At 69.2% G+C, this 14,030-nt stretch carries 14 protein-coding genes; all 14 read right to left on the bottom strand.

The annotated features are described in order from the left end of the window. Positions 1-15 precede the first annotated feature (15 nt). On the bottom strand, positions 16-1,113 hold the full coding sequence (locus J2X58_RS01350; protein ID WP_090054595.1) for a chemotaxis response regulator protein-glutamate methylesterase: 1,098 nt from the start codon (positions 1,111-1,113) through the stop codon (positions 16-18). 84 nt (positions 1,114-1,197) lie between these two features. Beyond that, positions 1,198-1,857 (bottom strand): chemoreceptor glutamine deamidase CheD, encoded by a 660-nt coding sequence (cheD, locus tag J2X58_RS01345; protein WP_090054596.1) that lies wholly within the window; start codon positions 1,855-1,857, stop codon positions 1,198-1,200. After that, positions 1,854-2,723, bottom strand: coding sequence for a protein-glutamate O-methyltransferase CheR (locus J2X58_RS01340; protein WP_310046022.1), 870 nt, complete (start codon positions 2,721-2,723; stop codon positions 1,854-1,856). Before J2X58_RS01340 ends, cheD begins: the two co-directional genes overlap by 4 nt. Before the next feature lie 3 nt (positions 2,724-2,726). Then, entirely contained in the window at positions 2,727-4,442 is a 1,716-nt protein-coding gene (locus J2X58_RS01335) for a methyl-accepting chemotaxis protein (protein WP_310046021.1), read from the bottom strand. A 21-nt stretch (positions 4,443-4,463) separates the two neighbouring features. Then, positions 4,464-4,979 (bottom strand): chemotaxis protein CheW, encoded by a 516-nt coding sequence (locus J2X58_RS01330; RefSeq protein WP_310046020.1) that lies wholly within the window; start codon positions 4,977-4,979, stop codon positions 4,464-4,466. Positions 4,980-5,402: 423 nt separating this feature from the next. After that, complete coding sequence (locus J2X58_RS01325) at positions 5,403-7,370, bottom strand: chemotaxis protein CheA (protein WP_310046019.1); 1,968 nt, start codon at positions 7,368-7,370, stop codon at positions 5,403-5,405. A 40-nt stretch (positions 7,371-7,410) separates the two neighbouring features. After that, positions 7,411-7,773, bottom strand: coding sequence for a response regulator (locus J2X58_RS01320; RefSeq protein ID WP_090054604.1), 363 nt, complete (start codon positions 7,771-7,773; stop codon positions 7,411-7,413). A 10-nt stretch (positions 7,774-7,783) separates the two neighbouring features. Next, the gene (locus J2X58_RS01315; protein ID WP_310046017.1) at positions 7,784-8,101 is read right to left on the bottom strand and encodes an STAS domain-containing protein; all 318 of its coding nucleotides are present in this window, start codon (positions 8,099-8,101) and stop codon (positions 7,784-7,786) included. 78 nt (positions 8,102-8,179) lie between these two features. After that, a complete protein-coding gene (gene queA, locus J2X58_RS01310) occupies positions 8,180-9,223 on the bottom strand; it encodes a tRNA preQ1(34) S-adenosylmethionine ribosyltransferase-isomerase QueA (protein ID WP_310046016.1) in 1,044 nt (347 codons plus the stop codon). A 100-nt stretch (positions 9,224-9,323) separates the two neighbouring features. Further along, positions 9,324-9,926: a response regulator transcription factor gene (locus J2X58_RS01305; RefSeq protein ID WP_090054608.1), complete on the bottom strand. Its 603-nt coding sequence runs from the start codon at positions 9,924-9,926 to the stop codon at positions 9,324-9,326. Further along, on the bottom strand, positions 9,923-11,059 hold the full coding sequence (locus tag J2X58_RS01300; protein ID WP_310046015.1) for a sensor histidine kinase: 1,137 nt from the start codon (positions 11,057-11,059) through the stop codon (positions 9,923-9,925). Before J2X58_RS01300 ends, J2X58_RS01305 begins: the two co-directional genes overlap by 4 nt. Continuing rightward, complete coding sequence (locus J2X58_RS01295; RefSeq protein WP_310046012.1) at positions 11,056-12,237, bottom strand: sensor histidine kinase; 1,182 nt, start codon at positions 12,235-12,237, stop codon at positions 11,056-11,058. Before J2X58_RS01295 ends, J2X58_RS01300 begins: the two co-directional genes overlap by 4 nt. A 39-nt stretch (positions 12,238-12,276) precedes the next feature. Continuing rightward, positions 12,277-13,056: an ABC transporter permease gene (locus J2X58_RS01290; RefSeq protein ID WP_310046011.1), complete on the bottom strand. Its 780-nt coding sequence runs from the start codon at positions 13,054-13,056 to the stop codon at positions 12,277-12,279. Beyond that, the gene (locus J2X58_RS01285) at positions 13,053-13,964 is read right to left on the bottom strand and encodes an ABC transporter ATP-binding protein (protein WP_310046010.1); all 912 of its coding nucleotides are present in this window, start codon (positions 13,962-13,964) and stop codon (positions 13,053-13,055) included. The genes J2X58_RS01290 and J2X58_RS01285 overlap by 4 nt, the downstream gene beginning before the upstream one ends. Between the last annotated feature and the right edge of the window lie 66 nt (positions 13,965-14,030).

Here is a 14,030-nt window from a genome sequence, read left to right as displayed (position 1 = left end):
TGACGTCTCGAGAGTTCAGGTACCGACGCGCGCGGCGACGGACACGGGAGTGTGGGCAAGCGCGAGCAGGCGCGCGGCGATGGCGTCGAGCGGCAACATCTCGCCGGCGGCGCCGGCCTTCCAGGCGGCACCCGGCATGCCCCAGACGACGGAGCTGGCTTCGTCCTGCACGAGCGTGGGCGCGCCGATTTCCTTCAGTTCGCCGAGGCCTCGCGCACCGTCGTCGCCCATGCCGGTGAGCAGGCATCCGATGGTCGCCGCGCCGACACTGGCGGCCATCGAGCGGAACAGCACGTCGACCGCAGGCTTGTGCCGGTTGACCGGCGGGCCGTCGTGCAGGCGGCAGACATGACGTGCGCCGTCCCACATCACCAGCAGATGCTGGCTGCCGGGGGCGATGTAGGCATGACCCGCCTGGATCGGCTGGCCGTCGCGCGCCTCGCAGACGCGCATCGCGGAGCAGGCGTCCATGCGCGCCGCGAACGGACCGCTGAAGGCGGCGGGAATGTGCTGGGTGATGACGATCGGCGGCGCGGTGGGCGGCATGGCCTCGAGGACGACGCGGATGGCCTCGGTGCCGCCCGTGGAGGCGCCGATGGCGATGATGCGCGTGCCGCCGCGGGTGCCCGCGCTCTGGGCGCGCGGAAGCACGGCATCGGCGGAAAGGCGTGGCGCGACATCCAGTTTGGTGACCGCGCTGCGCTCGCGCGGCTTCGCGCCGGCGGCGAGGCGCACCTTGGCGCAGATCTCCGGCGCATGCTCCATGAACGTGTTGGCGAGATCCGCCGCCGGCTTCGTGAAGAAATCGACCGCGCCCAGTTCGAGGGCGCGGAGCGTGACGTCGGCGCCGCGCTCGGTCAGCGTGGACACCATCACCACGGGCATCGGGCGTAGCCGCATGAGGTTCTCGAGGAACGTCAGGCCGTCCATGCGCGGCATTTCGACGTCCAGCGTGAGGACGTCCGGGTTGAGCTGCTTGATCTTGTCGCGCGCGATCAGCGGATCGGCCGCGGTGCCCACGACCTCGATGCCCGGATCGGACTCGAGCATGGTCGACAGCACCTTACGCACCAGCGCGGAGTCGTCGACGATGAGAACGCGTACTTTCTGCATGGGCTCTTGCAACTCGGGTGGCGGGACGTCCCTGTCGGCGAACCGACCGGATGGTTTCACTGGGCGGACTTCCGACGGGACGCGTCAGAAAAGTTCCACCTCTCCCTTTATCGGATCGTCGGCCAATCGCTTGAGGTATCGTTTCTCGCGATCGGCCAGGCTGTGGTCGTGCATGGCCCGCAGCTGGCGCACCCGCACCTTGCCGCTGACCGGGAAGAACTGGACCTGGCGCGGGTAGATGTCGCCGACGTCCGCCGCGCAGAGCTTCAGCTTCTCCGTGGCGATGTACCGCTGCACGAAGGCGATGTTGCGCTGGCCGATGTCGGTCATGGTGGCGAGGACGCGCCCTCCCCCGAAGATCTTCACTTCCAGGTCGTCGCGACGACCGCCCGCCTTGAGGATCGCGTTGATCAGCTGCTCCATGGCGTCGTTGCCATAGCGCGCCGCGCGACCGATCGTGGAGCTCCAGCTGTCGCGCTCGCCTGCGGGTTCCGGCAGCATGAAATGGTTCATGCCGCCGATGCGCCGGCGCGCGTCGCGGACGCAGGCCGACACGCACGAGCCGAGCACCGTCGAGATCATCTCCTCCTGCGTGCTGACGTAGTACTCGCCCGGCAGGATCTTGACCGTGACCACTTCCTGGGCGGGATCCCAGAAACGGCGGACGTGCTCGAAGCCGGGCAGCACGCTCTTGGGATCGAACCCCGCGAAGGTGCGCGGCTGTGCCGCGAACGCGTCGCTCATGGCCGCTTCCGGTAGACGGTGCGGCCGATCAGGTCGAAATCGTCGGACAGGCCGTACATCGATTCGGAGTGGCCGAGGAACAGGTAGCCGCGCTCTTCCAGCTTGCCCGCGTAACGGGCGAACAGGCGCTGCTTGGTCGGTTTGTCGAAGTAGATGACCACGTTACGGCAGAAGATCGCGTCGAACCGGCCCTGCATGGGCCAGTCATGGAGAAGGTTGAGCGGCTGGATCGTCACCAGCTCGCGCACGCGCGGGTGCACCTGCACGAAGCCGTCGAACGAGCCTTCGCCGCGCAGGAACCAGCGCTTGCGCCGCGCGTCGCTCACGCCGCCGAGCCGATCGATCGGATAGACGCCCTTGCGCGCCGCCGCCAGCGCCTGCGGCGAGAGGTCGGTCGCGAGGATCTTCGCGTCGATGCCCGCGCCGCTGCGTTCCAGCGCCTCGGCGAGCACCATCGCGATGGCGTAGGGTTCCTCGCCGGTGGAGCAGCCCGCCGACCAGATGCGCAGACGACCGCCGCGTTTTTCTTCGAGCCAGCGCGGCAGGAGTTCGTCGACCAGCAGGTCGTAATGGTGCATCTCGCGGAAGAACGACGTCACGTTCGTGCTGATGCAGCTGGCCAGCTCGCCCAGTTCCGCGTCCGGATCGCGGCGCAACAGGTCGCAGTAGTCGGCGAACCCGGCCAGCCCCAGCGCGCGCAGCCGGCGGAGCAGCCGCCCCTGGACCAGCTGCCGCTTGTGGTCGCCCAGCGAGATGCCGCAGTGCTGGAGCACGAATTCGCGCAGGAACGCGAACTCGGCTTCACCCAGGCTCGGTCCCGCGCCCGCCAGACCGGCGGCATCGCCGTTGTCGACGAGCGCGTTCATCGATCAGAACTCCTTCCACACCCCGGCGTCGGCCGACTCGGCGACCGGACGCGGAGCGCGCGGCGCCGGTGCGCTGCGGACGGCGGCGAACACGGTTTCCATTTCTTCCTGCGCGGCGTCCTTGCGCGGCGCGCGCGCCGTCGTCGCACCCGCCGCCTGGCCGGTGATCTGGAAGAACGCGACCTGGCGGCTGAGCTCGGTCGCCTGCTCGTGCATGGCACGGGCGGCGGCCGCCGATTCTTCCACCAGCGCGGCGTTCTGCTGGGTCATCTCGTCCATCTGCAGCACGGCGTGGTTGACCTGGTCGATGCCGGCCGACTGCTCGGAGCTGGCGGCGGCGATCTCGGCGACGATGTCGGTCACCTTCTTCACGCTGTCCACGATCTCGGCGAGCGCCTTGCCCGACTGGTCGACCAGTTCGGAACCGGCGGCCACCTTGCTGGCGCTGTCGTTGATGAGGCCCTTGATCTCCTTGGCGGCACCCGCCGAACGCTGCGCGAGATTGCGCACCTCGGTGGCGACGACCGCGAAGCCGCGGCCCTGCTCGCCGGCGCGGGCGGCTTCGACGGCCGCGTTGAGCGCCAGCAGGTTCGTCTGGAAGGCGATTTCGTCGATGAGGCTGACGATGTCGGAGATCTTCTTGCTGGAGGTGTTGATCTCGCGCATGGCGACGACCGTCTGCGCGACGACTTCGCCGCCGCGCTCGGCCTGTTCACGCGCACCGCGGGCGAGCTGGTTGGCGTGGCTGGCGTTCTCGGCGTTCTGCTTCACCGTGGAGGTCATTTCCTCCATCGACGACGCGGTTTCCTCGAGGCTGGAGGCCTGCTCCTGCGTGCGCTGCGAGAGGTCGTCGTTGCCGCGCGAGATCTGCTGCGCTGCGGTGCTGACGGAACCGGCGCCATGGCGCACTTCCGAGACGATGGCGCTGAGACGCTCGTCCATCGCGCGGAACGCGCCCTGCAGCTGGCCGAGCTCGTCGCTGCGCGTGACCTGCACGTCGTGGCCCAGCTTGCCCTCGGCGATGAGGTGCGCGACGGAGACGGCGTGCGAAAGGGTGCGGATGATCGAGCGGACCACGAGCGCGGCGATCAGCAGACAGACCACGAGGCCCACACCGAGCGAGACGATGCTGATGGCGCGGATCGTCTTGTACTGCGCGGTCTCCTTCGCGAAGATCGCGGCCGCTTCGTCGCGCTTGGCCTCGACGAGCTTGCTCAGCTGCGACTGACGATCCATGAGCAGCGGGCGCACCTGCAGCTCGAGCACGTCCGTCGCACCCTGGTCACCCTGGTTCAGGGCGTCGACCATGTCGGCCTTGGCCTGGGCGTAGTCGTCGTTGGTCGCCTGCCATTTCTCGTAGAGCTTCTTGATGTCAGCCGACATCGGTACCTTGAGGAACTCCGCCTTCGTCGCGTCGAGGTCCGCCTGATACTTCTGGAATTCGGCGACCTTCTGCTTCACCTGATCGGCGTTGCCGACCTTGGCCGCGCCCTCGCCCAGCACCACGAACGACATCAGCGAGCTGGTGTTGATGCGGGCGAGCATTTCCGACGGGACGAGTTCTTCCTCGTAGACCTGACGCATGCCCTCGTTCTGGAAGTGCATGGCGCCGAGACCGACGGCCGCGCCGCCCAGGAGCATGAGCGTGAGCAGGCCGAGCACGCCATACAGGCGGCCACGTACGGTCATCGCGGGGAGCTTGAACTTGAACTTCTTCATCACGATTCCAATCGGCAGGCGTCAGGCGACGGCTTTGACTTCGGGAGAGGCGAGGGCCGCCTCGAGCATCTGCGCATCCTGCGGCTGGAGAAGGCGATCGACGTCGAGCAGGAGCACCATGCGCTCGCCCACGGACGTCAGGCCCTTGAGGTATTCGGTATCGACGGTGGTGCCCATGTCCGGCACCGGACGGACGGCGCCGGGCAGGACCTCGACCACGTCGGAAACGGCGTCCACCACCACGCCGAACTGGCGGCCGGCGACCATCACGATCACGCAGACGGTGGTCGCGGTGTACTCCTCGCGCGCCAGGCCGAAGCGCAGGCGGAGGTCGAGCACGGGGACGATGGCGCCACGGAGGTTGAGGACGCCCAGCACGTAGGACGGCGCCTGGGGAATGCGGGTGACCGGGGTCCAGCCACGGATCTCGCGGACCGCGAGGATGTCGACCCCGTATTCCTCGTTACCGAGGGTCACGGTCAGGTACTGCGCGGCCTCGGCGGTCGCGTCGATGGCGCTGTTGACTGGCTGGTTCATGTCTTTCCCACGGCGGATCAGAGCGGCGGTGTAACCCCTTACCTGTGGGGTATCGGCCGCGGCAGGCCGGACTTGAGGAGTAATCTCAATGGCAGGGCGCTCCGCGACACGCTGTGGGAGCGGCCCTGGCCGCGACTGCTTTTGGCGAAGAGCCGCAGGACCTGTTGCTTCCGGCGAGAAGCGGTCGCGGCCGGGTCCGCTCCCACAACACCCGCAGGGCCTGTTGTTCCCGGCGAGGAGCTGGCCGGGGCCGTGCGTCAGGTAGCCGCGGAGCCGTTGATTTCTGTGGGAGCGGACTTGGCCGCGGCTGCTTTTGGCGAAGAGCCGCAGGGCCTGTTGCTTCCGGCGAGAAGCGGTCGCGGCCGGGTCCGCTCCCACAACACCCGCACGAAGAGCTGTCGCGGCCGGGGCCGCCTTGCGCGGTCAGGCGGCTTTGCGGCGGGACTGCATGCGGACGAGGCCGGTGACGTCGGCGATGAGGGCGACGGAACCGTCGGCCAGGATCGTGGCGCCGGAAATGCCCGCGACGCGGCGGTAGTTCGCCTCGAGCGATTTCACGACCGCCTGCTGCTGGCCGATCAGTTCGTCGACGAAGAGGCCGATCCGGGTGCCCTCGCCTTCCACCACGATGACGATGCCCTCGTCGATCGCGCGGCGCTGGCCGTCGCAGCCGAATACGTCGTAGAGGCGGACGATCGGCAGCCAGTGGTCGCGGAAGCGGAAGAGCTCGCCGCCGCCGGCGACGCTACGCACGGCGTCCGGCTTCACCTGCACCGATTCCACGATGGAGACCAGCGGAACGATGTAGGTTTCGGCGCCCACGGCGGCGGTGAGGCCGTCGATGATCGCGAGCGTGAGCGGAAGCGTGATCGTGAACGTGGTGCCGCTGCCGTGCACGCTGCGGATGGCGACCGTGCCGCCGAGGTCCATGACGTTGCGGCGAACGACGTCCATGCCCACGCCACGGCCCGAGAGATCCGTGGTCGCGGCGGCGGTGGAGAAACCCGCTTCGAAGATGAGTTCGGCAACGGCGTCGTCGGACATGCCGTCGCCCGACGCGATGATGCCGCGCTGCACGGCCTTGGCGACGATGGCGTCGCGGTTCAGGCCCGCGCCATCGTCGGCCACTTCGACCACGATGGAGCCGCCACGATGGAAGGCCTCCATGCGCAGCGTGCCGGTGTCGCCCTTCCCTGCCGCGAGCCGCTTCGCGGGCACTTCGAGGCCGTGGTCGATCGCGTTGCGGACGAGGTGGACGAGCGGATCGCCGATCTTCTCCAGCACGGTCTTGTCGAGCTCGGTGGTCTCGCCGCGCAGGTCGAGGACGACCTTCTTGTCGAGCTTCTGCGCCAGGTCGCGGACCAGGCGCGGGAAGCGGTTGAAGACGGTGCTGATGGGCAGCATGCGGATGCTCATCACGCTTTCCTGCAGCTCGCGCGTGTGACGCGACAGCTGGGCGAGGCCCTGGCGCAGCATCTCCAGCTGCGAGGCGTCCACGCCGTCGTGGAACTGGCTGAGCATCGACTGCGTGATGACCAGTTCGCCGACGAGGTTGATGAGGGTGTCGATCTTTTCGATACCCACGCGGACCGAACTGGCCTCGCTGCTCGCCGCGACCTCGCGGACGGCGCGCGGCGAGGCGGCCGGGACAGCCGCCGGAGCGGCGACGGCGGCCGGCGCGGCGATGCGCGGCACGATGGACAGGTCGCAATCGCCGTCGACCCAGTCGAACACGCCTTCCACCGCCACGCGCTTCGCGCCGGCGTCGAGGCCGAGCGTCCACCCGAGGTAGGACGACGACGCGTCCATGTCGGCCAGCGCAGGCAGATTGCTGGCGTCGCACGTGACCCGCAGCGGCCCGAGCGTCGCCAGCTCGCGGAACATGCGCGCGGGATCGTTGCCCGTCTTGAGCAGGTAATCGAACGGACGGAACGCGATGTCCCAGCCTTCGATCTCCTCGGCCGCGGCGGCCGCCTTCGCGACGACCGGCGCGGCCGTGCCGCCCGAGACCATCGCGGACAGCTCGGCGAGCAGCGCCTGGCTCTCCGGCGTGGCGGCCGGCTGGCCGGCCATCGACAGCGCGAGCATGTCGCGCACGGTGTCGCCCGAGCGAAGCAGCAGCTCCACGACGGCCTTTTCCATCGGACGGCGGCCGCTGCGAACCTCGTCCATCAGGTTCTCGGCCACATGGGTGAAGGCCGCCACGTCGGTGAAACCGAACGTGGCCGCGCCGCCCTTGATCGAATGGGCGGCGCGGAACACGACGTTGATCAGTTCCGGGTCCGTCGCGCCCTCGTCCAGTGCGAGGAGCGCCTGCTCCATGGCGTCGAGGCCATCGAGGCTTTCCTCGTGGAACGCCTTGTGGAATTGCGCCAGATCGACTTTGGACATGAGGGTGGAGCCTTCGGTTGCCGGAACGTGGACGGGTGGATCAGCCGAGCACGCGGGCGACGGTGGCCAGCAGCTGGTCGGGGTCGAACGGCTTGACCAGCCAGCCGGTCGCGCCGGCGGCCTTGCCTTCCATCTTCTTCTCCGGATTCGACTCGGTGGTGAGCATCAGGATCGGCACGCCGCTGTAGCCGGCCATCGTGCGCATTTCACGCACCATCGAGATGCCGTCCATCACCGGCATGTTCACGTCGGCCAGCACGAGGTCGAATTTGGCGCCGCGCGCCGTGTCGAGCGCGGCCTGGCCGTTGTCGGCCTCGTCGACGTCGTGGCCGGCGCCGCGCAGGGTGAAGGCCACCATGCTGCGCATGGAGGCCGAGTCGTCTACCGCAAGAATCTTTGCCATGAGTGCACCTTCAGTTCACGCCGGCGTCGGCCGGCAGTTCGATCAAAGCGGTGAGGTCGAGCGCGGCGACGCCGCGGCGCAGCGTGTCACTGACACCGTCCCACGCCACGGGAACGCCCGCGGCGCGCGCGTCGCGCGAAAAGGCGGCCAGCACCTGGAGGCCGGCCGTGTCGACCTGGGCGACGGCGCCGGCATCGATGCGGACCGGCTCGCCGGCCGCGAGGGCGGCGAGCAGCGTCTCGCGCAGCGCCGGGGCGGCCGCGATGCGCAGGTCGGCATCGAGCGCGACCGGCTCGCGGGGAGCGTCTTTGGGAGATTTCTTCGCCATCGTCCGTACCGTGGAGCCCCGTGGCGCACATCGCCATGGGGTCGTTCGGTGGGCTTATCGGCGGCGGGAAGGAAAGCTTTAGGCGGCTGGCGTCGCGGGCTTCGGCAGGATCAGCATCGCGTCGCCGTAGGAGAAGAAGCGGTAGCGCTGCAGGACCGCGTAGCGGTAGGCGTCGAAGATCGCTTCCTTGCCCGCCAGGGCCGAGACGAGCATCAGCAGGGTCGACTGCGGCAGGTGGAAGTTGGTGATCAGGGCGTCGACGCTGGTGATCCTGTAGCCCGGGAAGATGAAGATCTGCGTCTCGCCCGCGAACGGCCAGAGCACGCCCTCGACCGTGGCGCTTTCGAGCGCGCGCACGACGGTGGTCCCGACCGCCACGACGCGGCCACCGGCCGCGCGCGTGGCGCGGATCTTCTCGACCAGGGCGGCGCCCACGTTGAGCCATTCGCGATGCATCACGTGGTCGCGGATGTCGTCGGCGCGCATCGGCTGGAACGTGCCGGCGCCCACGTGGAGCGTGACGTAGCCCATCTCGACGCCGCGCGCCCGCAGGCGGTCGAGCAGCTCCTCGTCGAAGTGCAGGCCGGCGGTGGGCGCGGCGACGGCGCCCGGCTCGCGCGCGAACACGGTCTGGTAGCGCTCCTTGTCGGCCTCCTCCGCGCCGCGCTCGATGTACGGCGGCAGCGGCATCTCGCCCAGCCGCGAAAGCAGGCGCTCCAGGGGCTCGTCGCCCTCGAAGCGGAGCAGGAAGAATTCGCCCTCGCGGCCCAGCACGGTGACCATGCTGCCGTCGGCGAGCTCGATCCGTCCGCCTTCCTTGGGCTTCTTGCTGACACCGAGCTGCGCGCGGGCCTCGTGGGCGCCCGTCACCCGCTCGATCAGGATCTCGACGGCGCCGCCGGACTCCTTGCGGCCGTAGAGGCGCGCCGGCAGCACGCGGGTGTCGTTGAACACCAGCAGGTCGCCGGGGCGGAGCATCTCGGGCAGGTCGGTGAAGCGGCGGTCCTTCTTCGTGTGCGCCTCGACATCCACCACCAGCAGGCGGCTTCCCGACCGGCGGGCGAGCGGCGCCTGCGCGATGAGTTCGGGCGGGAGGTCGAAATCGAAGTCGGATCTTTTCACGGGACGGCCGGGCGGCGGAACGGTGGCCGCATTATCGCCTATCGGGCCGACTTCGGTTTCGCTCCGGCCGTTCGCGCGCCAGCGCGCTTCCCAGGCCCGTTCAGAGCCAGCCCTTCTGGCGGGCCAACCGGTACGCCTCGATGCGGTTGGCCGCGCCCAGCTTGCCGATGGCCTCGGAGAGGTAGTTCCGCACGGTGCCGTGCGACAGGTTGAGCTGGCTGCCGATGTCGCTCGCCGAGTGCCCCTCCCCCGCCAGGCGGAGCACCTGGCGCTCGCGGTCGTTCAGCGGATCGGCGTCCGACCAGGCTTCCAGCGCCAGTTGCGGATCGATGGCGCGGCCGCCCCGGTGCACGGTGCGCAGCGCGTCGGCGAGTCCCTCGGCCGGGGCGTCCTTCAGGAGGTATCCGCCCACGCCGGCGTCGAGCGCGCGGCGAAGAAAACCCGGGCGCGCGAACGTCGTCACGATGATCACCTTCACCGGCAATTCGTGCCGGCGGATGCGCTGGGCGAGTTCGAGGCCGGTGAGTCCGGGCATCTCGATGTCGGTGACGAGGACATCAGGCTTCAGGCGCTGGACCTCGCGCCATGCCGCCTCGCCGTCGGCCGCGGACGCGAGCACCTCGATGTCGGACTCCAGGTTCAGCAGCGCGGACAGGGCGCCGCGCACCATCGCCTGGTCTTCGGCGAGCAGCACGCGGATCATGCGATGCGCTCCATGCGACCGGCATGGCCGGGAACATCGATGGACAGCACCGTGCCCTGTTTCGGAGGCGAATCGATCGCGAGCCGCCCACCGATCTGGCGCATGCGCTCGCGCATGCCCGACACGCCGTTGCCGTGCGCGGCGAGTCCGCCGCAGCCGTTGTCCGTGATGCGCATCGCGAAGTCCTGCCCCTTGCGTGAAATGACGACGTGCGCCTCGGTGGCGCGCGAGTGACGATGGATGTTGGTGACCGCCTCGCGCAGCACGAGCGACAGCGTTGCCTCGGTGGACTGCGGCAGGTCGAACCCGTCCGGTAGCTCGGTATGCAGCGCGATGCCCGACGCTTCCAGCATCAACCGGGCCGAGACGAGCTCGCTGGCGAGGTCGCCGGCGCGCAACCCGGTCACGGCGCTGCGCACTTCGGCGAGCGTGTGGCGGGCGACGCGCTCCACCTCCTCCATCTCCTGTTGCGCACGCGCGGGATCGGCGAGCGCGAGGCGCCTGGCCAGTTCCGATTTCAGTGTGATCAGCGACAGCGTATGGCCAAGCAGGTCGTGCAGGTCGCGCCCGATGCGCTCGCGCTCCGCGAGCGTCGCGAGCCGCCGCACTTCCGCCTGCGACAGACGCAGCTCCGCGTCGCGCCGCGCGCCACGCACGTAGAGGAAATTGCTGAAGCCCGCGGCGAGCGACACGCCGAAGACGACGAGCACGTGCACCTGGGGCACATGGAACAGCATCACCCACACCTGGGTGACGAGGGTGGCGACCAGCGTACCCAGCAACCAGACGCGCGCGCGGCGGGCGTAGGCGAGCAGCGTCACGCCGATCACCACGTAGCCCACCGACACCGGATTGACGGGCCACAGGGTGAAGCCGAGCAGCGTGATCATCGCCGCGTTGAACGGCAGCCTCGACAACGGCGCCGCATAGACGCTGACGTAGCACACGAGGTAGACGGGAATGGAGATGAGCGTCGGCGCCATCCAGTCCCAGTCGAATCCCTTCACCGCCAGCGGCGCCTGGATGAGGGCGACCAGCCAGAACACCTGCAGTCCGCCCTGCCAGCGCAGGTAGACCGGCGAGCGCAATCCGCCCAGCAGGGAGTCGCGGTGAGGTGGCGGCACGCGGATCACGACGCGAGCCTGTCGTGGGTGCCCGGCAGCACCGCGGGCTGCGGCGGCAGCGCGCGATCCTCGGGCCTCAGGGGCACTTCGATCCGCAACGACGTCCCCTTCCCCTGGCCCGATTCGAACGCCAGCGTTCCGCCGAGCGAACGCACGCGCTCGCGCATGCCGCAGATGCCGTTGCCTTCGTCGCCGGTGACGCCGCGGCCGTCGTCCCGCACGGTGAGGATGCAGGTGCGCGCATCCACCACGAGGCTTACTTCGGCATACGTGGCACGCGCGTGGCGATGGATGTTGGTGACGGCTTCGCGCAGGACGAGCGCCAGCTGATTGTCGATCCGCGCAGGCACGTCGGGCAGGTCGTTCGCGTAGACGAACTCGATCTGCGAGCTGATCAGGAGCAGCCGCGCCGCGGCCAGTTCCGCGACGAGGCCCGAGGCGCGGATGCCCGTCACGGCGGAACGCACCTCGGCCAGCGCGTGCCGCGCCACCTGCTCCGCCTCTTCGACCTCGCGCTTCGCGGCGACCGGATCGCGATCGGCGAGACGCCGGGAAAGCTCCAGCTTCAGCGTGATCAGCGAAAGCGTATGCCCGAGCAGATCGTGCAGGTCGCGGCCGATGCGCTCGCGCTCGGCGGTCGCGGCGAGCCGGCGGATCTCGTCGTGCGACAGCTTCAGTTCGACGTCGCGCTCCGCGTTGTAACGGTAGACGACGTTGATGGTGCCGACGCCGAAGGCGATGAACGACACCGTCGCGATCGCCGCGTACGGCCAGTGCACGACGAACCAGGCGATGGCGACGAAGCCCGCGAGCACTGCCGCCATGCTGGCCAGGCAGCGACGCGGCGCGCCGTCGAAGCCCAGCATCGCGCAGGCGTAGATGACGTAACAGCCGCCGCCACTGGCGTTGAAGCCCATCGTCGCGTAACCGAGCAACGCCACGAGGAGCGCGAGCCACGGGGCCATGGCGACGGGGCGCAGGTACGCCTGCGCGTACAGGAAGAGGAACATGGGGAACGACAACGCCGTGGCCAGGATCCAGTACGGCCCGATGTCGTTGCGGAAGACGAGGTCACCGAAGACGTACACCGTCCACACGAGGTGGAACATGCTCGCGATGCGCAGCCTCGGCTGCCCGCGAAAGCGGCTCCACAACGAACCCGGCGCCGGCCGGAACCACGAGCGCATCGTCGACGTCCCCCCAGTGAGCCGAGCCGTCATGCTACTTCAACCGTGCCGGCGCAGGCGACGCGTCGCCAGCGTGACGAAGACGACCGTGTAGCCGGCCAGGACCGCGACATGCGGCCAGGGCGCATCCGTGCCCAGGCCGACGGCACCGAGCGCGAGCCGGTCGAGGTGATACGCCGGCCACAGCGGCGCGATCGCCTGGATCGCGGAAGGCATGATCGACAGCGGGAACCACAGCCCGGACAGGAACGCCATCGGCAGGTACACGAGGTTGACCACGCCTGGCGCACCCTGCCCCTTGATCAGCGTGGCGATCAGCAACCCGAGCGCCGCGAACGGCAGCACGCCCAGGACCTCCAGCAGGAAGAACGCGGCGATGCGCGGCGCGGCGAGGTGCACGCCGGCGACGAAGATCGCGAGACACAGCATGATCGCCGACACGATGGCCGCGACCAGCACCGCCATGGCCATCTTGCCGATCAGGTAGGCGCCCGGCGGCATCGGCAGCGCGCGTTTCAGCGTGAGCAGGCCGGTGTCCCGTTCGAGCGCGAGCGAGACGCCGAAACCGAACAACCCGGGCGCCATGACGCCGAACGTGCCGTACGACGCGAGCAGATAACGCGGTGCGTCCGGCCCGTTCGCGTGGCCGAGGAAGACCCCGAACATGAGGTAGAACACCGACGGGAACAGCAGCGTCGGCAGGAGGAATCCGGGATTGCGCAGGTAGCGCAGGCATTCGGCCCGCGCTTCCTCGACGTACGCGGCGACGTTGCGGCCCGCGCTCATGACGGGCGTGGCGACGCTCTCGATGGTGGTCATGCGGCCTCCTGCGCGGCGGCGGATTCGCGGGTGATTTCCTGGAACGCTTCGGCAAGGCCGGCGCGTCGCACTTCGAGTTCGGCGAGCGACGGATCGGCGTCCAGCAGACGGCGCACGACCCCTTCGGCATCCGCGGTCGCGACGGTCAGGCGGCCCTGCTGGACGTCGACGGAGACCACTCGCGGCCAGCGCGCCACGTCGGCCGCATCCAGCGCGGTGACGCAGCGGATGCGACGCAGCGCGACGTGGGCACGCAACGCGTCGACGCTGCCTTGCGACACCACGCGCCCCTTCGCGATCACGCAGACGCGGTCGGCGAGCGCCTCGGCCTCTTCCAGGTAATGCGTCGTCAGCACCACCGCGCAACGTTCCTTCAGCATCTGGCGGATCGCCGCCCACAGGGACTGCCGCGCGTCGATGTCCATGCCGACGGTCGGTTCGTCCAGGAAGAGGATCTCCGGCCGGCCGACGATCGCCATGGCGAACTGCACGCGCCGCTGCTGTCCCCCGGACAGGGCACCGTAGCGCCGGGTCATCAGGTCGTCGACGCCGGCGATGGCGGCGCATTCGGCAATCGTGCGCGGTTCGGGGTAATAGCTCGCGGTCAGCCTGAGCAGTTCGGCCACGCGGAGCGTGTCCGGCAGGACGGCGGACTGGAGCATGACGCCGATCCGCCGCCGTGCCGCGATATCCTGCGGATCGCGACCGAAGAGCGTCACGGCCCCCGCGTCGGCGCGATGCAGACCGAGCAGCAACGCGATACTGGTGCTCTTGCCCGCGCCGTTCGGACCGAGCAGCGCCACCAGCTCGCCGCGGTGGATGTCGAGGTCGATGCCGTCGAGCGCGACGATGTTCCCGTAGCGCTTGCGGACGCCGGCCAGCCTTGCGATGCACGTGTCTTGGTTCATGGGCCCCTCCTTGCGTTGCAACATATTCCCGCGCAAGCCATTGGCGGCAGTCGCTTGCGTCATTGT

Origin of the sequence: Luteibacter sp. 3190 (assembly GCF_031456385.1) — a bacterium.
Taxonomy (GTDB): domain Bacteria; phylum Pseudomonadota; class Gammaproteobacteria; order Xanthomonadales; family Rhodanobacteraceae; genus Luteibacter.
The sequence above is the reverse complement of the archived record's forward strand: the minus strand, read 5'-3'. Positions and strand labels throughout refer to the sequence as shown.